Source organism: Streptomyces sp. NPDC008137, assembly GCF_042957035.1.
Taxonomy (GTDB): Bacteria; Actinomycetota; Actinomycetes; order Streptomycetales; family Streptomycetaceae; genus Streptomyces.
This window is the reverse complement of sequence record NZ_JBIBHN010000002.1, coordinates 237,633-256,931: the sequence shown is the minus strand read 5'-3', so window position 1 is coordinate 256,931 and position 19,299 is coordinate 237,633. Positions and strand designations below refer to the sequence as shown.

Here is a 19,299-nt window from a genome sequence, read left to right as displayed (position 1 = left end):
GCTGCAGAACGCCCCCGCCACCTCGGCTGGGGGCGTTCTGCGTGTGCGCCGCGTTAGCGCCCTTGTGCCGCCTTCGTGCGCCGTCGACCGTTGTTGTGGTCGATTGTCGGTGCACTGACAGGGGGCTGGAGTGCGACGCAAGTTGGACGACACGTTGGGCCGGTTACTCCTCACGCTGGCCGCGGTTCTGGAGCGTGGGGTGGCGAGCAAGACCGCGGTGAAGGGCTGGAAGCTGCGCCGGAATGAGGTGTTGCGGGCGGCGCATCGGCGGGGTGTTCCGGTGGAGGTGCTGGCGTCGCGGCTGGGGTTGACCCAGTCGTGGGTGCGGTACGTGATCAAGAACCCGCGAAAGGCGGCACTCGAAGAAGCCGCCTGAGCACGCAAAGAAGGGCCCACTCCCCCGGTCTGGGGAGTGGGCCCTTTGGCGTTCAGTGGGTGAGCCACCAGAGGAAGTCGGCGATGGCGACGCCGATCACGTAGCCGACTGGGGCGGCGAGGATGCACAGCAGGATGGCGATGTCGGTCACGCTGCCGCCCTGCGTGCCGGGGTGAGGTTGAGCATCGACGCGTGGTCGTACTGGGTCTGGCAGTGGCCGCACCGTATGCCGTCCATGTCGAGGCTGACGCGGAGGGTGTTGCCGCAGCCGCAAGCGACGGGGATGCGGATGGGCGGCTTCTCACCGGTGATGATGCGGCGGGCCTGGCCGACGATGGAGCGGAGCTCGTCGGCGAGTTCCCGGACCGCGGGGTGTTCGTCGCAGATCATGGCGAGGTTGAGGCCGAGGATGCCGCAGGCCCAGTCGACGACGGCGACGATGGTCCCGTAGTGCGGAATGGTCCAGTTCTCCCGTTCGCACAGATCGCGCGCCCAGCCGCCGACGACGCCTTCGATGCCGCCGCGGGCGACCAGGTCGAGTGTGTCGAGGCTGCACGGGAGGGGTGCGGTGCGGGTGGCGGACCGTCCGTCGCCGCCGGACCGACCGGGCATGAGGGCGTCGCCGAGCTGCCGGTACAGCTGCGGGAGTTCACGCAGGTTGGCGTCGATCCGTTCCCGGCAGCCGGCGTGGACACGGGTGCGGGACGGCTTGTCGCAGATGGCGCAGGGCTGCTCGGGTGCGTCGTCGGGGTACATCGCGGCTCCTTGGTGCGGCGGTGCGGGCTATCGGCGGGGCTGGGTGCGGTGGGCTATTCGCCGTGCTTTTCGAGCGGCCAGCGGCGGTCGTTGCCAGCCGCCTCGGCAACGGTCGGCCCGCCGTCGTCCTCGGATCCCTGGAGTGCGTTGAGGAACCGGCGGCCGATGGCGCGTTCGGTTTCGGTGCGCCCGGCGACGGACAGTTCGGCGGCGAGATCGCGGACGCGGGCGAGGGCGGCCTCGGCCTGCTCGGCGCGGCCTGCGTAGGAGCCGGCCGCTGCGTCGGCGGATTCGGCGGCGGCCCGCCAGTTGAGTTCGGTGCGGGCTTGGTCGAGTTCGGCGCGCAGGGCGTCGAGGGGCTTTTCGACGGCCTGCCAGACGGCGGCGACGATGTCGTCGGGGTAGCGGGCGGGGGTGTCGCGGATGGCGGCGGTGATGCGCTGCTGGAGGTCGCCGGCAGGGAGCTGTGTCTCGTGTTCGGCGGCTTGTTGGCGGGCCCGGTCGATGGGGCTGCGGGGCTGCCGCTCGCCGTCGAGGCTCTGTGCGCCCTTCTGGGGCCCGTTCTGACCCCTCAGGGTCTCTCGCTGCCCACCCGGCTCCCCAGGGGCGCTCTGGCGGCGTTCTGTGGCTTCCTGGGGCGCCTCGGGGGTGTTCGCGTTCGGTCGGGTCGTCATGCGGCTGCCTCTCGTGGCTCGTTGGGGATGTGGATCTGGTGCACGCCGAGCTCCCCCACCGCCAACGCGATCGCCACAGCCTGGGCTCGGTCGGAGGCGCCGAGCCGGCGGTAGGCCGCGGTGAGGATCTCGGCGACCGAGTGCGGGCTGACGCCGAGCCAGTTGCCGATCGCGACGTTCGTGTTGCCGTTGGCGGCGAGGAGCAGCACCTGCCGCTGCCGGGCGGTCAGGGATCTCACGGCCGCCTCCCTCGCCGGGCGCACCAGGGGCAGCCGTCGACAGCGGTGTGGTGGTGCTCGTTGTGGATGGCGGCCCGGCAGGTGCACCGGTCGCGGCCGAGGACGGCCACGGCGGCGTCTGCGGCGGCGGTGATGGCGGCCGGGTCGGTGATGCCGTACGGGGCGAGGGCGGCGGCGAGGGCGGTGTGCAGGGGGTCGGTCACGACCGGGCCCCGTCCTGCTGAGCCCCGGCGGCGGGCTGCGGGTCATGGGATTCGTCAGTGGCGCAGGCGATGCAGCCGGGCGGGCACGGCTTAACCGCGGGGGCGGAGGATGCTCCAGCAGCGGGCTGCGCCTCATCGGCCATGCGGCGCAGCTCGGCCTCCGCCTGTCCCGTCCGGAGGATCTCCGCGCCGAGCTGCTTGCGCACCTCGTCGAGTTGCCGTTCCAGCGCGAGGATCTGCTCGGACTGCTCCAGCACCCGCTTGCCGCGCCGCTTGCACTCGGCGCCGACCTCATCGCGGCGACGCTGGAGCGCCGCCAGCTTCTTCTCAGCCTTGGCCAGTTCGCAGCGCGGGCACACGGGCTGGCCGTCGCGCACGGGGACGTCCATGCCGTCGCGGCCGTGCCAGCGGAAGCCGCAGTCCGGGTGCTCGTAGAACGGCGACAGCAGGGCGTCCGCGTCGAGCATGCGGCGCAGCTCGGCGATGTCGGCGGCGACCGTCTTGCCCCACGGGCCACGGTCCGATTCGTCGAGGACGTCCTGAAAGCCGACGGCGTGCGCGGCGAGACGGCGGACGACCTCACGGATGCGGTCGAGCACGGCGGCCCGGTCGGTGGGCGCGGGCAGCACGGCCAACACCGCGTCGGCGAACTGCTCGGGGCGGCCGTACACCTCGGAGAGCACGCCTCGTTCCCAGGCGGCGGGCTGGATGCGCTGCTCTGCGCACTCGTCTTCGGCGAGGGGGCAGTCTGCGCCGCTGCACGCAGCGTCCCGGATGGCCTGCGCGGCGATCTCGCGGAGCGCGGCCCGGTCGGTGGCGGGCGCCTGGACGGCAGGAGTGGCGGCCCGCTCTGCGGCGATCCGGTCGCGGAGTTCGCAGCCCGCGCAGCCGAGGTTCGCGGCGAGGTTGTCGTGGCGGGCGACGGAGCCGTGCAGGGCGGACAGGTAGTTCTCAGCGTCGCGCAGGAGTCGGGCGGTCTGGTCGGTCACTGGTCCTCCAGGGGTGGGGCCGGCCGCGGGCGAGACGGCCGGCGATACGGTGGGTGCCAGGCCCGGGGCGCGGTAACGACGCCCCCGGGCTGCTGCGTGGTCACGGGGCGGGCTGGCGAGACTTATCCGCCGTGCCACTCCCGCCACGTCGTCCCGACCGGCGGGTCGTAGGGCGGGTTCGGAATCTCGTCGTCCAGCTCGTCCGTCTCGTCGTCGTCCGGGTCCTCGGCCGGGCCCGGGGCGAGGAACTCCCGGACCGCCCGGTCGGCATTCCCGGACGCGGCATCCCGCTTGGCGAGCGCCCGCATCAGGAACCGGCGCTGCGCCTGGAGGCGGCGGACTTCGGCGACGAGAGCGCGGACGTCCTCCGGGGCGTGGGCGATGAACTCGGCGTCGGCCTGGACCTGCGCCCAGTCCTCCTCCGCCGTCCACTCCCGGTGCGTCGGGTCGTTGTCGAGGGGCTCCTCGTCGAAGCGCGCGACGGTACGGCGGGCTGTGTAGCCGGTGCCGGTGTCCTTCAGGTCGGCGGCGACCTCGATGAGGCTGTCACCGCCGAACTGGTAGACGCCCCACGGCCCGGCGGTGGCGGCTGCGTGGCGGGCTTCGATGTCGTCGAGCTGCTGGTCGGTCAGGCGGTCGGTGCTCACGGTGTCTCCATGTGTGGGTGGTCAGGCGGGCGTCAACGCGCGGCGGGCATCAGGCGGCGGGGTAAGCGGTGCGGAGCCGGCTGGTGATCCAGGCGTGTCCGCAGTCGGGACAGCGGTAGGCGCTGCGTATCTGAGTGCCGTCGGAGCGCTCGGCGCGCGGCGGAACGTCGCGGCGGCAGCAGTGTGGGCAGGAGTCGGTCATGGCGATCAGCTCTGGGCCATGTCGACAAAACGGGAGTAGTGCCCTTGGAAGGCCGTGGTGATCGTGGCCGTGGGGCCGCCGCGGTTCTTCGCGACGATGAGGTCGGCCTCACCGGCCCGGGGTGACTCGCGGTCGTAGGCGTCCTCGCGGTGCAGGAGGATCACCATGTTGGCGTCCTGCTCAATCGCGCCGGACTCGCGGAGGTCGGACAGGAGCGGCTTCTTGTCGGTGCGCTGTTCGGCGCCGCGGTTCAGCTGCGACATGGCGATCACGGGGACGTTGAGTTCCGCAGCGAGCTTCTTCAGACTCCGGCTGATCTTCGCGACTTCCTGCTGCCGGTTCTCGCTGCGGCCGGCCAGTTCGCCTTCCATGAGCTGCAGGTAGTCGACGACGACGAGGCGCAGGTCCCGCTTGCGGGCGATGCGCCGGCAGTGGGAGCGGATCTTCGTAAGCGTCAGGCCGGGGTCGTCGACGATGTCGAGCGGCGCGCCGTCGATCATCGGCCAGACCTTGGCGAGGCGGGCCCAGTCATCGTCGGTCATGCCGTTCTGGCTCTGCAGGTGGTGCAGGGGGACCCGCGCCTGGGCTGAGGCGATCTTCATCTTCAGCTCGGTGCGGGACATCTCCAGGCTGAAGAACACCGCGGGCAGGCCTTCGACGATCGTCGCGTGGCGGACGATGTCCGTGCCGAGCGTGGACTTGCCGATGGCGGGGCGTGCCGCGATCACGATCAGTTGCCCGGGCTGGAGCCCGTTGGTCAGCGAGTCGAAGTCGGTGAACCCGGTCTTCACTCCGCGGGCCGGCCCGTGCTTCTGCAGGTTCTCCAGTTCCTCAAGGAAGTCCTCGCCGTCGGCGCCGATGAGGGTGTCCTGGTCGCCGTGGCTGGTGTCGTCGACGATGCCGTCGACTTCGGCGCGCAGGTCGTCGAGGAGTTCACCCGTCTCGCCGGTGCCGTCGGCGATCTCGTGCAGGGTCCGGGTGCATGCGGACTGCAGGTTCCGCAGCACGGCCTTCTCGCGGACGATCTCCGCGTAGAAGGCACCGTTGGCGGCGGTGGGCACCTGCTGGACGAGGTGGTGCAGGTAGGTGGCGCCGCCGACGCGGCTGACGTCGCCGCTTTTGGCCAGGTCGTCGGCGAGGACGATCGGGTCGACGGGGGCGCCGTCGAGGTAGCGCGCCATGATCGCGGTGAAGATCGTCTGGTGGGCCGGCCGGTAGAAGTCGGCAGGGTTCTTGATGATCTCGGTGACGTCGGCGATCGCGTCTCGCGACAGCAGCATCGCACCGAGGACGCACATCTCCGCGGGCGCGTCCTGGGGCGGCACAGACTCGCGGCGGGGCTCGGGCTCGTATTCGTCGTGGGTCACTTGCTCTTGCCCTTCCTGCGGTCAGCGCCAGTGAATTGGGCGACGGTGGCTCCGTCGCCGATGCGGGATGCGGCCCGGTCGCCGAGGACGTTGCGGATCTCGGGGATCGTCAGGTTCGTCGCGATGAGCGTCGGGCGGCGGTTCTGCCAGCGGGCGTCGATCAGCTCGCTGATGGCGTCCGCGGTCCAGTCGTTGACCGCTCGAGCGCCAAGGTCGTCGATCGCGAACAGGTCCGCCTCGCGCCAGGACGCGAGCCGCTCGTGGTCGATCGGCCGGTCGGTGGCGAGCTTGATCTCGTAGGTGGTGGCGATGCGGAACTGGCCCCGCCATGCGCGGCGGATGAGGGTCTCGTTGAGCTTCCACAGGTGCCACGTCTTGGTGGTGCCGATCTCGCCGGTGAGGATGAGCGATCCGTGGTGGCCGCCGAGGTAGCGGTCCATCCAGGAGCGGATGTCGGCCCGGAGGTCACCCGGGTCGGCGAAGGCCTCCGGTCGTCGGGTGAGGAACGCTTCGAGGCGGAAGGCGACGGCTTCGGCTTGGGCCTCGGCTCGCCAGACGTCGTGGTCGGTGATGCTCATGATGCGAACAGGTCCTCTACTGATGAGTTGGTGTAGTCGTCTGCGGTGTGCGTCTCGGCGCGAGAGCCGGTGCCGTTGACGGATCGCAGTGGCGGCCGGTTGGCGCGCTCGGATGCGTACTTGGCTGAGCGGCGAATCCACTTCTGCCACTCCGTGGGCCAGTTGGGGCGGCGGACGGCTTGGGCGCGGAAGTGGTCGATGAACTGAGCGGTCTCGTAGTCGAGGTCGAGGCCGGCGCCGAAAGTGCGGAGCGCCCAGGCGCGCATCGTGTCGTTCAGCTCGAAGCCGTCGATGTCGATGGGGGCGTCGCCGTCAGGCGGCGTGGCGGCCAGCCCGCTACTACCTGAGGTCTCATCCCCCACCTCAACCCCCACCCGGTCAGGGGTAGGGGAAGGGGCAGGGGCAGGGGCAGGGGTAGGGGCAGGGGAATGCGCGCGTGATGTGCGCGCGCGTCCGCGCGTAGAGGGTTTCGAACCCCCCTCGTCACCCCCTTCGGCAGGGGTATCGGAGGGGGTTCCCGAAGGGGTTGCGGAGGGGGTTCCGGAACCCCCTCGGGAAGGGTCAGGGGTAGGGCTTCCGAAGGCCTTGCGGAGGGCCTCGATGTGTCCCGCGACCTGAGTGCGGATGGAGGGTCCCTCGCCGCCGCGCATCTTGGTCGGCTCGTCGCTGAGCTCGTCGAGCGGGATCCGGTCCATCTCGGTGAGCAGAGCCACCTGCAGCCGGCGCGAGGAGATCTCCAGCGCGCCGGACACCATGGCGCCCATCACCTTCGGCATGCGCCACACGCCGTCGTTGCGGACGAAGGAGCGGATGAGGAGCTCCTCGGTGTCGTCGTCCATGACGATGAACTGGGCCTCGTCGAGGGACTGCAGGCGCTTCTCGACGTCGGCCGAGGTGAGGCCCTTCGCCTTGCGGGACCAGCGTCGGAGGGTGAGCGGCAGCAGCCCGGCGTGGTTCAGGTTGGGCTGCGAGATCAGGAACAGGTAGAAGCGCTGCTCCTTCTCGTCGAGCTTCAGGAAGTCGGCGTCCTCCCAGATGCTGGTGAGGATCCGGCCGTGGCCACGTGCCATGAGTGGGTGTCCTTTTGGAGAGTGCTTGAGGGTTGTGGGCGTGTGCGGCGGCCGTTACCGGGTGCGCCAGTAGCTGCTGGGGCGGTGGTTGTCGCAGCGCCAGCCGGCGGGGTAGAAGCGGGCCGGCTTGCCGCACCTCGGTCGGCCGGTGTCGCAGATGCCGGGCGCCGGCGGCGGGAGGGCTGGTGCCGTCAGCCCGGGTGCAGAGCTGCCGCGCTGCCGCGGAATGGACAGATCGGTGGCCTCGGCGCGCATCGCTTCGAGCTGCACTTCCTTGGCCCGGGAGTGCCCGCCTCGGCGGCCCTTTCGGGTCCACTTCGTATCGGCGGGTGTGCTGGTCTCCGTGACGGCCGGGCTGGCTATGTACGCGAGGTACTGGCCGTAGGACGCCATGTCGGTCCAGAAGAACCGGGGGGCTCGCAGCACCTTGGCGTCGACGACCGGCATGTAGGCGCCGATCGGGGCTCCACGGAGGACGTCGTCGAGCTGGCCGGCCGTGACCTGGCCGCGGGCGTGGGGCTTGCCGCAGCCGCTGAACTTGCCGTTCGGGCACTCGTGGCCCTCGCGCACGGTGCACGTGTAGATCTCGATGCGGTAGATACCGCCTCGGAACTCGTGCCGGTAGTTGGGGTTGAGGATGACCTTCGGCGGCAGGCCGCCGTCGGTGCGCAGGATGGGGACCTGGCCGCGAACCTTGTCTGTAGTGGCGTGCCACATGGCCGTGCGTCCGACTGCTGCTGCGAGGCGCGTGCGTTCGGGAGCGCTGTAGCGGCCGCTGGCGCTGAACGGGGAGTGCTGGTGTTCGTAGGCGATCGTGAGGGTGCCCGTCAGCAGGACGTCAGCGCGGGTCTTCATGTTCGGCGCCCACGCTTCCTTGCGCGGGTTGTAGCCCTCCGCCTCGCCGATGATGAACGCCCGCTCGTTCCAGGCCAGGTGCTCCGGCGTCTCCACGGGTTCGTAGTCGTGGTCCGGGCGGGACTCGCCCGACTGGTGGCTGACGACGCGGGTGCCAGCGAGGTTGTACGTCTTCAGCCACTGGACGTCGACGTACAGTTCCCAGCACTTGGCGCACTGGACCAGCTGGACCTTGGTCGAGTTCGCGTTGCGACCTCGCAACTCTTCCCATTCGCCGCTGGTGAGACCAGCCGCGTCGACGACGCCCCGGTCGTTCCGGCGCGCGTAGGCGCGGAGGCTGGCGTCGGTGACGATGACCTGGTTGTTCAACACGTTCGCGCTCCTTCCGGTGGGGCTGGGATGTCGGGCGGCTGGCCGGTCTTGTCGGTGCTGGCGGGTCAGGGTCCGGCGCGCGGCCGGCGGACCGCGGTCACGCGGCGAGCTCGGGTTCTGCTGCCGGCAGGGAGCTCCAGTCGGGGCCGCCCCATTCGCCTTCTTCGCCGAGGTCCTCGCCCGGGAGCGGCGTCCAGCCGTCACACCCGCAGGGCTTGCGCTCCTCGCAGGTGGCGCACCATTCGGGGCTTACGCCGCCTTTGTGGGCGCCGTCGGCCCAGCACTTGGGGCAGATGTCGCGGCCGTCCCGAGTGCGGTGCCAGCCGCGCTTGCTGTGGAACTGACGGACCTTCGTCGCGGTGTTGTGCCAGCGGTAGATGGCGAGCGCCTGTGCGAGGCACTTGCTGCCCTCGCCGCCGGGCTGACCGTCGCAGTTGATGCGGATCTCGACGCTCACGCCGCCACCTCGACCGCGTACTGGGGGTGGTCGCGGAAGGCGTGCTCGATGTAGCTCTTGCTGACGCCGAGGCGTTCGGCTGCGGCGGCCTTGTCGAGGCCGCTGAACCGCATGAGTTCGTTGGCGTCCTGGGCGACGATCTCCCGCTTCGTCACGCCGTACAGGGGCTGGAAGTGGGGGTCGTCGATGTCGTCGGCGTGCTGGTCCCAGTACTTCGGGGTGGGCCATCGGTTGGCTGCGGCGCGGCTTCGGGAGCGTCGGGCGTGGCCGGCTTGGACGCCGTGCTTCTCCGGTGTGAGGCTGCGGAGTTCGCCGTATGTCGTGGCGATCTTCTCGGCGTAGCTGGCCAGGATGAGCGTGTCGGGCCGGAGGTCGACCACCCACCGGTTGGAGACTCCTGCGCGTGCGGCGACCTGGCGGGCGGGCCACCCCATGGCGACGAGGGCCTGGATGCGGCGCAGCGTGCCGATCGTCGTGATCGGCCGCACGGCGAGGATCTTCGCGGCTGTTTCGGGTGTGGTCTTCCGCTGGAGGCCCCGCCTGGCGGAAGGGCGCGGGCGGAGGAAGTTGCCGATGGTGGTGTGGGCGACTCCTGCTCGGCGGGCGATGAAGGTGAGGCTGAGTCCCGCTTCCTGCAGGTCGAGGATGTGCTGTCGGACGGGCGTGGCGTCGACGAGGGTGCGGGCGGGCTGGGCGAGACCGGCGCGGATGGCCCGCCGCCGGGCGTAGAAGCGCTCTCGGCACTCCGGGAGTTTGCAGGAGTACCACTGCACGCACACGGTGTTGTTGTGGTGGGGGGCTTCGCGGACGGCGGTGGTCACGGCTTCTCCTTCCGGGCGGTGGGCAGTGCGTTGATGCGGCGGCAGGTGATGAGGGCGTCGATGTCGGTGGGCGGCAGGTTGTCGGGGGCGGTGGGGACACGGCTGCGGCTGCGGTTCTCGCCGCCGCGGACGGCGTGACGGATGGCCCAGACGCCGGAGATGACCAGGACGGCGCCGAAGAGCAGGGCGGGGGCGGCGGCGATGAGGCGGTCCGGGTCCATCACGGCGCCTCCGTTCCGTCGAAGCCGAGCTGCCCGGGGATCTGGGTGACGGGCTCGGGCGGCATGAGGGCGTCGAGGGCGGCCTGGTGGTCGATGTCGTCGGAGGCGCAGAAGATCTTGCGGTCGGCGGTGATGGTCCAGCCGGTGCCGGACAGCGCCTTGCGGGCTTCGTCGAGGTCGGCGAAGTGAGCGGTGTACTCGTCCTCGTCGAACTTGTACTTGCAGACGTCGCAGGCGACGGTGATGCAGGTGTGGGTCTTGATCGGCATCACGCCACCGCCTTCCGGGTGCGGGCGGCGTGGCGGCGGGCGGCGATCAGCCGGCCCTTGCCGGTCAAGGTCCAGACCGCTATGCGGTGCCCGTGGGTGTTCTCCTGCGTGGACGGCACCATCTGCCCGGTGTGGGCGATGATCCCGGTGGTGCGCAGGGAGTTGATGACGGCGCCAAGGAGGCCGGGGCCGAGGTCGGGCAGCTGCTCGCGGATCTGGTTGCAGCTGAAGGTGATGTATCGCTCCCCGAAGTGGAGGACGGCCTGCTCGACGAGGAACCGGTCCCATTCGGAGTGGCGGGCGATGTCGTCGAGGAGGGCGTCCTTCTCGGTGGACGCGAGCCGCTCGGCGACAGACAAACGCTTCGTCATCTGGTGTCCTTGGGGTAGCGGGGCTGGCCGCGATTCGGGCGCGGCCAGCGCCCCGGCGGGTTGGGTCAGTCGACGAGCTCGCCCTCGATGGGCTCGTCGTCGTTGGTGCTGCTGGCTTCGGCATCCATGCGCTCGGCGATCGCCATGAGCTGCTTGGACAGGTCGTCGCGGCCCTTCGGGTCGACGTGGCCATTGGCGCTGGCGCGGCGCCACACGTCCCGCACGTCGTCGGAGGTGAGGGCGCCCTCGGCCTCGGCGAGATAGTCCGGGCGGGGCGCCTCGATCGCGGCGACGGCCTGGCCGCCGGCCGGGTCCAGCGCGGTCGCGGCGGTCATCGGCCCGGTGAGCGCCTGCCGCGGGGTCACGCCGCGCAGCTCAACCACGACGACCGGGAACTTCTTCGTCTTGCCCTCACGGACGACCTGGCGGGGCTCGATCCGCAGCGTCACCGGGACGAAGCCCTTGCCGTCGGTGCCCGCGAGAACCATGTCGACCATGCCGCCCCACTCGGACGCGGCGTAGAACGAGTGGGTCTCGGCCCGCCACATGCCCATGCCGGACAGGTCCGGGAGCATGACGTTCAGGCGGGAGGTGGCGGAGCAGACGGTGCCCTTCTTCTGCTGGTGCCAGTCCTCACCGAACTGGCGGGCGCAGATGCAGGGCTGGCGGGACAGGAGTTCCATCTCGCCGTCGCAGCGGCGCTTACATCCGCCGCCGGTCCACAGCTCGTTGTACTGGTTGAGCGGGTCGCCGGGCGTGATCAGGGCTTCGATCGAGGAGGCCTTGGTGATGACGCGCCACTGCTCGATCGTCGAATTGAGCGGCGTCCACCGCTCGACCTCGCCACCCCACAGCTCGGCGGCCTTCTGGACGTGCTCCTCGGAGTGGGAGGTGACGACCCACGTCGCGGAGCGCATGGGGCGGGTGCCGTTGGTGTAGCCGGTGCGGAGTCGGCCGTGCTCGGCGGCGCGGCGCTGGATGTTGAGGAGGCGGGAGCCCATCGTCAGGCTGCCTTTCGGGTCGTCTGCGCGTCCGCGGCGGGCGGCAGGAGCGCGGGGTAGGTGGTGGGGGCGGCGTGCAGCCATTTGGTGGTCTCCAGCGCGCCGCGGAAGGCGCGGTGGGTGCGCCGGTTGCCGGGCATGGGCACCAGCGCGTGGGAGCGCTGGCGGAGGTTGAGGACGCCGGTGCGCTGTATGGGCGGGACCGGGCCGTCGGTGTCGTCCGGGAGCCACACGCATTCGGCGAAGCGCAGCGCGGCCAGCTGCATGGCGTTCTCGGGGTAGACCGAGGAGGCGGGCCGGGTGGCGGACGTCTTGTAGTCGATCAGCCACAGCTGCTTGGTGCGCTGGCCCCGAATGCGGCGCCGGCCGGTGCGCAGCAGGGCCATCAGGTCGCCGGTTCCGGCGTAGCCGAGGCGCCGGTGAGCGAAGGTGATCTCGGCGGCGACGATGTCCTGCTCGAGGTCGACGCCCCACCGCTCCCAGAACAGGGTGAGCTGGCGGGCGTAGGGGTCGACCTCGGGGTCGGGCTCGAACGGGGCGCGGAGGGCCATCTTCTCGGCGCGCTTGTGGATGCGGGTGCCGAGGTCAGCGGCCCGGTCGCGGGCGTCCCGGTGGACGGCCTTGATGTCCTTGAGGAGCTGCTCGCGGTCGTGCGGGGCGCGACGGGCGACGTCGATGCGGTTGTCGACGCAGTACTCGGCGGTGAGTTTGACGGCCCACGGGACGAGCGCGAACTTGGCGACGCCCGCGGAGAGCACGTTCGTCACGGAGACGAGGTCGGGGCCGCCGGCCGGGTCGCGGTAGTAGCGCCCGTGGTCGGTGTCGTAAGCGTGGCGGGGGTCGGTCATGCGACGCCGTCCAGCGGCACGGGGCGGGCGCACGGCTCGCACAGCGGCTGGCGGGGCGCCCCGACGAACGGACCGTCCTGGTCGCCGCACCGGATGCAGACCAGCCCGGCGGCGCGCTTGAGCTTGTCGATGCCGGTCTCGTCGTACTTGGCCATGCGGACGGCCTCCGCCTCGGCCGGGTAGATCTGGGCCAACTTCGCCAACTCGACCGGCGGGGCATAGGCGAGCAGGTCGAGGAGCTTCTGGTGGTAGTTGCCGGGCTGGTAGCCGCCGCGGTGACCGAACGTCCACAGCACGTGGCGGGCGGTTTCGGCGGGAATGGTGGAGCTGCTGGTGCTCATGTGGTCTCCAAATGGGATGGGTGGTGCCGGGCCCCGCCCGCCAGGGGGAGGGAGGGCGGGGCCTCGGCTGCCGCGGAGCGCTGGGGGGTCGCTCGACGCGGCGGTCTTCGGTTGTGGTTCAGGCGGCGGTGAGCCGGTCGCCGGCCGGGAGTGGCGTCTCGACGGTGTCCTCGCTGGCGGCCTTCAGCTGGCGGCGTAGTTCCTCGATCTCCGAGTCGCGGGCCATCAGCTGCTGGACTTGGCGTTGGATGAGCTGTTCGGCGAGGACGCGCTGCCCGTCGGCGATCTCGGCCTGGGCTCGGGCGGCCCGGCAGCGGGCGGTGACGTCCCTGAGCCGGGTCCGGTACCAGGCGAGGTCGTCGCCGAGTACCTGCAGCCGGGCCCGTAGCCGGACGTTGTCTTCTCCGGCCCGCCGCCTGCCCATCAGGCGGCCTCTCGGAGCCTGGCCGCGGCGTCCCGCAGCAGCGTCAGGGCGGCCTGCTTGCCGTTGCCCGGGTAGTCGCACCAGGTGGCCACCGAGGGGGCGTCGACGCGGGCGGCGAGGGCCTGCTCGGCGGCCCAGGTGAGCGGGTCGCCGCCGACGTGCCGCGGGGTGCCGTGCACGGCGACATTGAGGGCGCCGATCACGTCGACCTCGCACGTGTCCAGCGGCATGCCGGACTCGGCCTGGCGGACGTTGTACAGGTACTTCTTGCAGTAGCCGACCTTGTCGATGTGGTCGGCGGCCAGGTCAAGGATGGCGGCGATGTCGGTGTCCGCGGGCGCGGTCAGGGTGCTCACTGGTGGTTCTCCTTGCGGGCTCGGATGCGGGCGGAGACCTTCTCGCCGGCGAGGATCAGGAAGATGGGGGCGACGAGGATGAACGGGGCGAGGTAGATCACGCCGCCTCCAGGACTTGCCGGTACATGGCCGGGGTGGGTCGCCCGTTCTCGGCGAGCACGGGCCCGTGGGCGCTCAGCACGGTCGGCAGCGCCAGCACGGTCGTGATGCGGCTGTCGAGGCGCTGCATGAGCGGGTCGCCAGCGTCGGAGATGTCGCAGGTCCACAGCCAGCGCGTGCCGTCCAGAGCGATCTGCACGCGGTCCAGGTCTACGACCGTGCCGTCGAGGATCGTGGTCACGACGTCTCCTTGGGGCCGGTGTAGAGGAACTGGTAGAGGGCCTGCTGGAGGTCGATGAAGTCGAGGCCGTTGGTGATCTCCGGGTAGCCGTGCTGCTCGAGCACCTTCTTGACGTCGAAGGCGAGGCCGAGGGTGAAGCGGGGGTCGTCGTCCGGTTGCGGCCGGATCGGGTACTGGCGCTCGCTCACGACGCCTCCTCGGCGCGGTCGGCGGTGGGGGCGACGAGGCGTCGGATGTCGTTGGCGGCGCCGCGCATGACGCGGGCCCGGTAGCCCTGGTCGGGCTCGGCGGCGGCCCGCCGGTCGAACCAGTCGGCGGCCTCGCTCAGCGCGTCATTGCGGGAGGTGGCGACCTGCTTCCCCAGCTCGGCGATGCGGTCGCGGTTCGCCCGCAGTGTCTCGGCGGCGTCGGTGAGGGCCTCGTTCGTGGTGTGCCGCTCCGCCTCCAGCTCGGCGACGCGGGCCTCCGCCTGCTTCAGCCACTGCTGGTACGACTCGCGGTCCTTGACGACGCGGAGGATGCCCTCGCCGTAGGCCTGCGCCCTCTCACGGGCCGACTTCCATGCGAGGCGGAAGCGGTCGCGCTCGGCGGTTGCCTGGACGTATTTGTCGTCGTCTTTGGCTTGCTGCTCGCGGAGGCGCTGAATCTCGGCCTCCAGCTCGGCGATCCGAGCGGTCTGCTTCTCCTGGGCGGTCTCCGCCACGTGCAGCGGAGAGAAGACCTGCGTGCCGTACTTCGTGGCGGTGGCGCACGGCCAGCCGGTGACGGTTCCCTCGTCCTGGCACACCGCGCACAGCCACGAGTTCGGCACGCCGCAGTCGTCGAAGACGGGGACGTGGAAGCGGGCCGGGAGCTTCGCGTTCTCCTCCAGCGAGAACCCGGCGAGGATCTCGTAGTACGGGTGGTCCGGGGCGTGGAGGAGCGTGGCGCGCTGAGCGCACTCGTCGTGCTCGACTGGCTTGCCCTCTCCGGCGTTGCTGCGGCAGGTGCCGCACGCGGACGGGTCAGCGGCCGTGCTCTTCTCCGCGAGGAACTTGGCGCGGTTCTCGACCCAGAACGGGTCCGTGTCGACGTAGTCGCTCACGAGAGGACCTCCGTGGCCTGCTCGGGCCGCAGCGGGGACGCGGCGAGGGTCTTGTCCGCGCGGTGCCAGTCGGCCAGCACCCGCTCGCGGGTCGCCAACTGCGCCGGCCGGGACAGCGAGCACGGGATCTGCAGCCACTCCTCCGCACGGTCCGCATCCGCAGCCGCCTGCATCACGTGCGCGGGGGCGTTGCGGGCGGAGAACAGGCGGACAGCGTCAGGGGTGGGGATACGGGCGCTCATCGGGCCGCCCCCTTGACCTTCACGTGCGGGCAGCGGGCGGCGAGGTCGACCTCGGCGCGGTAGCGGTCCCAGCTCATGAGCTCCAGGCGGTAGCCCTGCCGCTGGTACTTGTCGCGCTCGCGCTTCAGCGGGTAGTGCTCCCGCCACGCCTGCTCTTCAGTGGCGAACGCCTCGTCGCCGAACGCGGCGGTGAGTGCTCCGCAGGGGCAGCCGCACGGCGCCCACGTGATCCACGTGCAGTTGGCCAGCGGCCGGATCTCGCCGTCGACCTGCACCATCAGCGTCAGTTCGCTCATGCCGCACCGCCCTTGGCGTCCGCGAGGAGCTCGCCGAGCTGGACCAGGCCGGTGACCTCGGTGATGCGGGCCTCGCCGCAGGCGCTGCACGGCTGTACCAGCTCGAACGAGGTGGCCTCGGTGGCGTGGTTGAACCGGACGCGGAAGAACTCCGGGCGGCCGGTGGCGAGCGGCGCGGTGGCCTCCTCGACGTCCTCCGGCAGCTCGTTGTGCGGGGTGTACGTCCACTGGAGCTGGTCGGCGGCGGCGTTGAAGCGGCTCCGGGCGGTGGCGCGGGCCATGACGAGGAAGTCCTCGCGCTCCTGCTCGAACCGCTCACCGGCCTCCTCCTCGGCGGAGTTGGCGTACTCGGTGTAGGAGATCTCGGCGAGCTCGACCAGGGTCAGCTTGTCGCCATCGATGGGCTGAGATGAGATCATGGACACGGCGGTCCCTTTCGTTGCGTGCTCTGGATGGGGACTGCGAGGTCGTCCCGTAGGCGCGGGGCGGCCTCTTTGCCGCTCAGGCGGCGGCGCGGGCCGGCTTGCGCGACATGCGCGGCTCCGGCGGGCGGGACTCGTGGACGCGGGCCTCGTTGGGCTCGCCGTCGATCTCGGTCTGCAGGAACTCGTCCAGCTCGGTGATCTTGTAGGCGAGCTTGCGGCCGATGCGGACCGGCTTGGGTCCCTTGCCGAGGTGGGCGTAGTTCCAGAGGGTCTTGACGCTGCGGCCGATACGGCGGGCCGCGTCGGGGGTCCAGAGGTAGCCGGCGGGCGGGGGCGTGGGGACCTTGGCGGGCCTGGGCACGTCCGCTCCTTCCTATGTAGGGGTGGTTCCGATGTCAGGGTGTCCCTGTTCTGGGGACGACGGGGGCATGAAAAGCACCAGCACGGCGACACCGAGGGCCTCCGCGACTGCGTGAGCTTCGTTGACATCGAGGGAGCGGCGTTTGCCGCTGACGAGGTGGCCCACCTGAGAGCGGGATACGCCACTCGCTTCCGCGAGGGAGCGGACGGTGTATGGGACTCCCCGACCTGGGCTTTTCATTATCTTTCTGAAGGTGTCCAGGTCTCTCAGGGTGTAGCGCACGCTCATGGATCTCCCCGTTGCGGAGGTGCCTTTCACTTCCCTTGACTTAACCAGAGCGGGGACGGTTCGTCAACAGATTCGGGACGGCCTACCGACGAGTATCGGTAAAGTTCGTGGCTAGATAGCATGCTCCCGTAGACGATCCGTCCCCAATGCCGGAAGGTTGTAGGGACTGACCTGCTATTTTTCCGGCGCACGCTCCTACTCATAGAGACAGTCGGTGCGAAGGTGACGCGAGAGGAAGAGGAAAACCACATGGACGCTGCGGCCACCGCCCCCCAAGCTGGTGCGGCCGAGGCACACATGGGCGCGCTCTCCCAGCTCATCCAGGAAGCCAACCACGCTAGGGGCCTCTCCTACCAGGACATGGCCAACCGGGCCATCGACCCAGAGAGCGGCACCAAGCTCGCCAAGCAGGCACTGCAGAAGCTGGTCAGAACTCCTCCGGTCAACCCGCCCTCCATCGAGCAGATGCGCGCCATCGCCAACGGCATCGGCCGCCCGCTACGGCACGTGCAAGAGGCCGTGGCCCGCCAGTGGCTGCAGTACGAGGCAACAGAATTGGCCGGCTACGACGCCGACGTGCGCATCATCGTGGCCCACCTCGCCGGGAAGTCACCGGAGGACGTCCGCCGTTGGCGCTACATGATCGAGGCTGAGGAGCGGGCCCGGCGCGAGGCCGGCGAATAGCTAGACGCTTGAGCCAGTGCCGCAGATCGATCGAGATTGTCCCTATGTAGATATTTCTACGACGGCTTGTTGACCACTCCCTGTAGACGTAGGCTTCACCAACCGTGCACTTTCGGCCGTTCTGGCTCGGAGTGCACAGTTGGCTGGGGAGGTTTCATGCTGGACGTCGCCTACGAAGCAGTGGATGATCTGCCGCCGGGAAGACTGGCAAAGATCGACGAGGACAGGGGCCGGATACGGGTCCGCCTCGACAAGAACGAAGCCCTCGCCGCTGTGGTGCGGCAGCTCAACATAGAGATCGATCAACTCATGTCGTCCGCCCGCTGGTTCCAGCTATGGGGGGACGAGATCGTTTCCCACGCAACCCCCGACTGCCCACTCCGCGTCCGCTACGTTTTGAAGGACTGGCCCCTCGGCGAGCCCGCCGTAGCGGAGGACCGAGGCGTCGTCAGCGTCTACATCAACCAGGGCCTGACCACCGAGCAGTTCGCCGCCGCGATGAATCCGGCCACCAAGGAGCAACTCGCCGGCGGTCGTTGGTTCCAGCTGTACGCCGGTGAGATCATCGACAACAGCCCGGAGCCCATGAGTCAGGTGTAAGAACGGGGGCCACGTTGCCCGGATACATCGAAGACCGCTGGTACAAGAAGGGTCCTGACGGCAAGCGCAACGTCCAGACAGAGCGCTACGGTCAAGGTAAGCGGTACAAGGTCACCGGCATCCCCGGCGTGCGGTCCCGGTCCTTCCCGGACAAGCAACTGGCCGCCGCGAAGAAGTGGCTCGCCGACGCTCAGACGGACAGCGGCCGAGGCGACTGGTACGACCCCCGCGACGGCTCCATCACGCTCGACGACTACGTCATGACCCACTGGTGGCCGACGACGCGCTACCCGCCCACCACCAAGGCGTCGGTCTGGTCGAAGATCTCGAACCACATCCTGCCCTATGTCGGCCGACTGTCATTGAACCGAATCGGCTTCGAGGAGATCCGGGCCTGGCAGACGTGGGCGGAGCAACGCATCGACGTCGGCACCCTGATCGTCACGTGGGCGCACTTCTCGACCATCATGCAGGCGGCCCACAAGGCCAAGCGCATTCCGGTGAACCCGCTGCGCGACGACGACCTGAGGGCGCCGCGACTGCCCAAGTCGAAGGCCCTGGCGTGGGAGCAGCAGGCGGTCCGGTCGGTAAGGCTCGCCCTGCCTGAGCGCTACCGGATCCTGGCGGACCTCGCCGTCGGGGCCGGCCTGCGGCAGGGCGAGACGTTCGGCTTCTCCCCGGACGACATCGACGGCGAGGACATCAACGTCGTCCGCCAGATCATCAAGGTGAATGGCCGGTTCGCCTTCGCCCCGCCGAAAGGCAACAAGGAGCGAGTCGCCCCCTGTGCGCCTGAGCTCGCGGAGGCTGTCAAGGAGCACGCCAACCGCTTCCCCACCGTCGAGGTGACCCTGCCGTGGGTGGACCCGGACCGGCCGAGTCTCGCGTGGGAGGCCCGGCCGCGGCGCACGGTACGTCTCCTGGTGACCACTCAGTTCACCGGCGGCGTCAACGGGGGCGCGGTCACGCGCGACACGTTCAACGACCGGCACTGGAAGCCCGCCCTGCGCGACGCCGGCCTGATCCCCCCGCCTATCGTGACGATGGTCGAGCCCAAGAAGGGCAGGGACTCGTGGCGCAAGGAAAAGTGGGACATGCCGCGCGAGTTCGGCTTCCATGTGCTGCGCCACACGTTCGCAAGCGTGGTCCTGGCCGAGGGTGAGACGATTACCCAGTTGGCTGCGTGGCTGGGGCATAGCGACCCGGCGTTCACGTTGAGGACTTACGTGCATTTCATGCCGAAGTCCGGACGTCGCGGCCGGGCGGCGATCGGCCGGTTCATGACCGGGGAGCTTGCCGAGGTTGATGAGGCGCCTGAGGCTCCCCCTGGAAATGGATCTCCCCAGATTCTCCCCAGCGGGGACGGATCGTGATTTCGGTGACCTCCCAAGCGCCCCGGGAGGTCACCGATCGGGAACGTCAGAGAGTGATGTATTCCCAGCTCACGGCGTGTAGACCGTCGGACGAGGAGCGGTCGCCATCCCGTTCCCGAGGAAGAAGCTCGGGTGCGGGGGCTGGTTGTACGCCGTGTTCTGCCAGGCC

At 70.0% G+C, this 19,299-nt stretch carries 33 protein-coding genes; 4 read left to right on the top strand and 29 right to left on the bottom strand.

Annotation, left to right across the window (positions count from 1 at the left end):
• Nucleotides 1-142: 142 nt before the first annotated feature.
• Nucleotides 143-376: a hypothetical protein gene (locus ACFZBT_RS04585; protein ID WP_391098200.1), complete on the top strand. Its 234-nt coding sequence runs from the start codon at nucleotides 143-145 to the stop codon at nucleotides 374-376.
• A gap of 147 nt (nucleotides 377-523) precedes the next feature.
• Here ACFZBT_RS04585 and ACFZBT_RS04580 read toward each other — a convergent pair whose 3' ends face one another.
• From ACFZBT_RS04580 to ACFZBT_RS04445, 28 genes are all read right to left on the bottom strand, one after another.
• Nucleotides 524-1,132 (bottom strand): hypothetical protein, encoded by a 609-nt coding sequence (locus ACFZBT_RS04580; RefSeq protein ID WP_391098198.1) that lies wholly within the window; start codon nucleotides 1,130-1,132, stop codon nucleotides 524-526.
• Between the two features lie 53 nt (nucleotides 1,133-1,185).
• Nucleotides 1,186-1,806, bottom strand: a complete 621-nt coding sequence (locus ACFZBT_RS04575; protein ID WP_391098196.1) for a hypothetical protein — start codon at nucleotides 1,804-1,806, stop codon at nucleotides 1,186-1,188.
• Entirely contained in the window at nucleotides 1,803-2,045 is a 243-nt protein-coding gene (locus ACFZBT_RS04570; RefSeq protein ID WP_391098193.1) for a LuxR C-terminal-related transcriptional regulator, read from the bottom strand. The genes ACFZBT_RS04575 and ACFZBT_RS04570 overlap by 4 nt, the downstream gene beginning before the upstream one ends.
• Nucleotides 2,042-2,248 (bottom strand): hypothetical protein, encoded by a 207-nt coding sequence (locus ACFZBT_RS04565; protein WP_391098190.1) that lies wholly within the window; start codon nucleotides 2,246-2,248, stop codon nucleotides 2,042-2,044. The genes ACFZBT_RS04570 and ACFZBT_RS04565 overlap by 4 nt, the downstream gene beginning before the upstream one ends.
• Nucleotides 2,245-3,237, bottom strand: a complete 993-nt coding sequence (locus tag ACFZBT_RS04560) for a hypothetical protein (protein ID WP_391098187.1) — start codon at nucleotides 3,235-3,237, stop codon at nucleotides 2,245-2,247. Before ACFZBT_RS04560 ends, ACFZBT_RS04565 begins: the two co-directional genes overlap by 4 nt.
• A 122-nt stretch (nucleotides 3,238-3,359) precedes the next feature.
• Nucleotides 3,360-3,884: a hypothetical protein gene (locus tag ACFZBT_RS04555; RefSeq protein ID WP_391098184.1), complete on the bottom strand. Its 525-nt coding sequence runs from the start codon at nucleotides 3,882-3,884 to the stop codon at nucleotides 3,360-3,362.
• 207 nt (nucleotides 3,885-4,091) lie between these two features.
• Entirely contained in the window at nucleotides 4,092-5,453 is a 1,362-nt protein-coding gene (dnaB, locus tag ACFZBT_RS04550) for a replicative DNA helicase (RefSeq protein ID WP_391098181.1), read from the bottom strand.
• Nucleotides 5,450-6,031 (bottom strand): ATP-binding protein, encoded by a 582-nt coding sequence (locus tag ACFZBT_RS04545; RefSeq protein WP_391098178.1) that lies wholly within the window; start codon nucleotides 6,029-6,031, stop codon nucleotides 5,450-5,452. The genes dnaB and ACFZBT_RS04545 overlap by 4 nt, the downstream gene beginning before the upstream one ends.
• Nucleotides 6,028-7,101 carry a hypothetical protein gene (locus ACFZBT_RS04540; protein ID WP_391098175.1) on the bottom strand — a complete coding sequence of 358 codons (1,074 nt, stop codon included), beginning with the start codon at nucleotides 7,099-7,101 and terminating at the stop codon, nucleotides 6,028-6,030. Before ACFZBT_RS04540 ends, ACFZBT_RS04545 begins: the two co-directional genes overlap by 4 nt.
• Nucleotides 7,102-7,155: 54 nt before the next feature.
• The gene (locus ACFZBT_RS04535) at nucleotides 7,156-8,328 is read right to left on the bottom strand and encodes a hypothetical protein (protein WP_391098173.1); all 1,173 of its coding nucleotides are present in this window, start codon (nucleotides 8,326-8,328) and stop codon (nucleotides 7,156-7,158) included.
• 97 nt (nucleotides 8,329-8,425) lie between these two features.
• Nucleotides 8,426-8,785 carry a hypothetical protein gene (locus tag ACFZBT_RS04530; protein WP_391098171.1) on the bottom strand — a complete coding sequence of 120 codons (360 nt, stop codon included), beginning with the start codon at nucleotides 8,783-8,785 and terminating at the stop codon, nucleotides 8,426-8,428.
• Complete coding sequence (locus ACFZBT_RS04525; RefSeq protein ID WP_391098169.1) at nucleotides 8,782-9,606, bottom strand: hypothetical protein; 825 nt, start codon at nucleotides 9,604-9,606, stop codon at nucleotides 8,782-8,784. Before ACFZBT_RS04525 ends, ACFZBT_RS04530 begins: the two co-directional genes overlap by 4 nt.
• Nucleotides 9,603-9,827 carry a hypothetical protein gene (locus ACFZBT_RS04520; protein ID WP_391098167.1) on the bottom strand — a complete coding sequence of 75 codons (225 nt, stop codon included), beginning with the start codon at nucleotides 9,825-9,827 and terminating at the stop codon, nucleotides 9,603-9,605. The genes ACFZBT_RS04525 and ACFZBT_RS04520 overlap by 4 nt, the downstream gene beginning before the upstream one ends.
• Nucleotides 9,827-10,096, bottom strand: coding sequence for a hypothetical protein (locus tag ACFZBT_RS04515; protein WP_391098165.1), 270 nt, complete (start codon nucleotides 10,094-10,096; stop codon nucleotides 9,827-9,829). Before ACFZBT_RS04515 ends, ACFZBT_RS04520 begins: the two co-directional genes overlap by 1 nt.
• Nucleotides 10,096-10,467 carry a hypothetical protein gene (locus ACFZBT_RS04510; protein ID WP_391098163.1) on the bottom strand — a complete coding sequence of 124 codons (372 nt, stop codon included), beginning with the start codon at nucleotides 10,465-10,467 and terminating at the stop codon, nucleotides 10,096-10,098. The genes ACFZBT_RS04515 and ACFZBT_RS04510 overlap by 1 nt, the downstream gene beginning before the upstream one ends.
• Nucleotides 10,468-10,532: 65 nt before the next feature.
• Nucleotides 10,533-11,468, bottom strand: a complete 936-nt coding sequence (locus ACFZBT_RS04505; RefSeq protein ID WP_391098160.1) for a hypothetical protein — start codon at nucleotides 11,466-11,468, stop codon at nucleotides 10,533-10,535.
• A gap of 2 nt (nucleotides 11,469-11,470) precedes the next feature.
• Nucleotides 11,471-12,316, bottom strand: a complete 846-nt coding sequence (locus ACFZBT_RS04500) for a hypothetical protein (protein WP_391098157.1) — start codon at nucleotides 12,314-12,316, stop codon at nucleotides 11,471-11,473.
• Nucleotides 12,313-12,657 (bottom strand): hypothetical protein, encoded by a 345-nt coding sequence (locus tag ACFZBT_RS04495; protein WP_391098155.1) that lies wholly within the window; start codon nucleotides 12,655-12,657, stop codon nucleotides 12,313-12,315. The genes ACFZBT_RS04500 and ACFZBT_RS04495 overlap by 4 nt, the downstream gene beginning before the upstream one ends.
• Nucleotides 12,658-12,775: 118 nt before the next feature.
• Entirely contained in the window at nucleotides 12,776-13,081 is a 306-nt protein-coding gene (locus ACFZBT_RS04490; RefSeq protein ID WP_391098153.1) for a hypothetical protein, read from the bottom strand.
• Nucleotides 13,081-13,437 carry a hypothetical protein gene (locus tag ACFZBT_RS04485; protein WP_391098151.1) on the bottom strand — a complete coding sequence of 119 codons (357 nt, stop codon included), beginning with the start codon at nucleotides 13,435-13,437 and terminating at the stop codon, nucleotides 13,081-13,083. The genes ACFZBT_RS04490 and ACFZBT_RS04485 overlap by 1 nt, the downstream gene beginning before the upstream one ends.
• 97 nt (nucleotides 13,438-13,534) lie before the next feature.
• The gene (locus ACFZBT_RS04480) at nucleotides 13,535-13,777 is read right to left on the bottom strand and encodes a phiSA1p31-related protein (protein ID WP_391098149.1); all 243 of its coding nucleotides are present in this window, start codon (nucleotides 13,775-13,777) and stop codon (nucleotides 13,535-13,537) included.
• Nucleotides 13,774-13,965: a hypothetical protein gene (locus tag ACFZBT_RS04475; protein WP_391098146.1), complete on the bottom strand. Its 192-nt coding sequence runs from the start codon at nucleotides 13,963-13,965 to the stop codon at nucleotides 13,774-13,776. Before ACFZBT_RS04475 ends, ACFZBT_RS04480 begins: the two co-directional genes overlap by 4 nt.
• Nucleotides 13,962-14,861, bottom strand: coding sequence for a hypothetical protein (locus ACFZBT_RS04470; protein WP_391098144.1), 900 nt, complete (start codon nucleotides 14,859-14,861; stop codon nucleotides 13,962-13,964). The genes ACFZBT_RS04475 and ACFZBT_RS04470 overlap by 4 nt, the downstream gene beginning before the upstream one ends.
• Nucleotides 14,858-15,103 (bottom strand): hypothetical protein, encoded by a 246-nt coding sequence (locus ACFZBT_RS04465; RefSeq protein ID WP_391098142.1) that lies wholly within the window; start codon nucleotides 15,101-15,103, stop codon nucleotides 14,858-14,860. Before ACFZBT_RS04465 ends, ACFZBT_RS04470 begins: the two co-directional genes overlap by 4 nt.
• Nucleotides 15,100-15,399 carry a hypothetical protein gene (locus ACFZBT_RS04460; RefSeq protein WP_391098139.1) on the bottom strand — a complete coding sequence of 100 codons (300 nt, stop codon included), beginning with the start codon at nucleotides 15,397-15,399 and terminating at the stop codon, nucleotides 15,100-15,102. Before ACFZBT_RS04460 ends, ACFZBT_RS04465 begins: the two co-directional genes overlap by 4 nt.
• A complete protein-coding gene (locus tag ACFZBT_RS04455; RefSeq protein WP_391098137.1) occupies nucleotides 15,396-15,818 on the bottom strand; it encodes a hypothetical protein in 423 nt (140 codons plus the stop codon). The genes ACFZBT_RS04460 and ACFZBT_RS04455 overlap by 4 nt, the downstream gene beginning before the upstream one ends.
• An 82-nt stretch (nucleotides 15,819-15,900) precedes the next feature.
• Complete coding sequence (locus tag ACFZBT_RS04450) at nucleotides 15,901-16,185, bottom strand: helix-turn-helix domain-containing protein (protein WP_391098135.1); 285 nt, start codon at nucleotides 16,183-16,185, stop codon at nucleotides 15,901-15,903.
• 12 nt (nucleotides 16,186-16,197) lie between these two features.
• Nucleotides 16,198-16,425: a helix-turn-helix domain-containing protein gene (locus ACFZBT_RS04445; protein WP_391098882.1), complete on the bottom strand. Its 228-nt coding sequence runs from the start codon at nucleotides 16,423-16,425 to the stop codon at nucleotides 16,198-16,200.
• 297 nt (nucleotides 16,426-16,722) lie between these two features.
• On the opposite strand from ACFZBT_RS04445, the gene ACFZBT_RS04440 reads away from it, so the two are divergent.
• From ACFZBT_RS04440 to ACFZBT_RS04430, 3 genes are all read left to right on the top strand, one after another.
• Nucleotides 16,723-17,157, top strand: a complete 435-nt coding sequence (locus tag ACFZBT_RS04440; protein ID WP_391098133.1) for a hypothetical protein — start codon at nucleotides 16,723-16,725, stop codon at nucleotides 17,155-17,157.
• Between the two features lie 156 nt (nucleotides 17,158-17,313).
• Entirely contained in the window at nucleotides 17,314-17,757 is a 444-nt protein-coding gene (locus ACFZBT_RS04435; RefSeq protein ID WP_391098131.1) for a hypothetical protein, read from the top strand.
• Nucleotides 17,758-17,771: 14 nt separating this feature from the next.
• Nucleotides 17,772-19,130 (top strand): tyrosine-type recombinase/integrase, encoded by a 1,359-nt coding sequence (locus ACFZBT_RS04430; RefSeq protein WP_391098130.1) that lies wholly within the window; start codon nucleotides 17,772-17,774, stop codon nucleotides 19,128-19,130.
• Nucleotides 19,131-19,199: 69 nt separating this feature from the next.
• Here the strand turns inward: ACFZBT_RS04430 and ACFZBT_RS04425 are convergent.
• On the bottom strand, nucleotides 19,200-19,299 hold a 100-nt coding region (locus ACFZBT_RS04425; protein ID WP_391098879.1), incomplete at its 5' end, for a hypothetical protein.

Bases quoted from the DNA above. Each gene is read 5' to 3' on its own strand.
- ACFZBT_RS04580 (WP_391098198.1), bottom strand. From the start codon at position 1,132: ATGTACCCCGACGACGCACCCGAGCAGCCCTGCGCCATCTGCGACAAG.
- ACFZBT_RS04575 (WP_391098196.1), bottom strand. From the start codon at position 1,806: ATGACGACCCGACCGAACGCGAACACCCCCGAGGCGCCCCAGGAAGCC.
- ACFZBT_RS04545 (WP_391098178.1), bottom strand. From the start codon at position 6,031: ATGAGCATCACCGACCACGACGTCTGGCGAGCCGAGGCCCAAGCCGAA.
- ACFZBT_RS04540 (WP_391098175.1), bottom strand. From the start codon at position 7,101: ATGGCACGTGGCCACGGCCGGATCCTCACCAGCATCTGGGAGGACGCC.
- ACFZBT_RS04520 (WP_391098167.1), bottom strand. From the start codon at position 9,827: ATGGACCCGGACCGCCTCATCGCCGCCGCCCCCGCCCTGCTCTTCGGC.
- ACFZBT_RS04515 (WP_391098165.1), bottom strand. From the start codon at position 10,096: ATGCCGATCAAGACCCACACCTGCATCACCGTCGCCTGCGACGTCTGC.
- ACFZBT_RS04510 (WP_391098163.1), bottom strand. From the start codon at position 10,467: ATGACGAAGCGTTTGTCTGTCGCCGAGCGGCTCGCGTCCACCGAGAAG.
- ACFZBT_RS04505 (WP_391098160.1), bottom strand. From the start codon at position 11,468: ATGGGCTCCCGCCTCCTCAACATCCAGCGCCGCGCCGCCGAGCACGGC.
- ACFZBT_RS04500 (WP_391098157.1), bottom strand. From the start codon at position 12,316: ATGACCGACCCCCGCCACGCTTACGACACCGACCACGGGCGCTACTAC.
- ACFZBT_RS04495 (WP_391098155.1), bottom strand. From the start codon at position 12,657: ATGAGCACCAGCAGCTCCACCATTCCCGCCGAAACCGCCCGCCACGTG.
- ACFZBT_RS04490 (WP_391098153.1), bottom strand. From the start codon at position 13,081: ATGGGCAGGCGGCGGGCCGGAGAAGACAACGTCCGGCTACGGGCCCGG.
- ACFZBT_RS04465 (WP_391098142.1), bottom strand. From the start codon at position 15,103: ATGAGCGCCCGTATCCCCACCCCTGACGCTGTCCGCCTGTTCTCCGCC.
- ACFZBT_RS04460 (WP_391098139.1), bottom strand. From the start codon at position 15,399: ATGAGCGAACTGACGCTGATGGTGCAGGTCGACGGCGAGATCCGGCCG.
- ACFZBT_RS04455 (WP_391098137.1), bottom strand. From the start codon at position 15,818: ATGATCTCATCTCAGCCCATCGATGGCGACAAGCTGACCCTGGTCGAG.
- ACFZBT_RS04445 (WP_391098882.1), bottom strand. From the start codon at position 16,425: ATGAAAAGCCCAGGTCGGGGAGTCCCATACACCGTCCGCTCCCTCGCG.
- ACFZBT_RS04440 (WP_391098133.1), top strand. From the start codon at position 16,723: ATGGACGCTGCGGCCACCGCCCCCCAAGCTGGTGCGGCCGAGGCACAC.
- ACFZBT_RS04435 (WP_391098131.1), top strand. From the start codon at position 17,314: ATGCTGGACGTCGCCTACGAAGCAGTGGATGATCTGCCGCCGGGAAGA.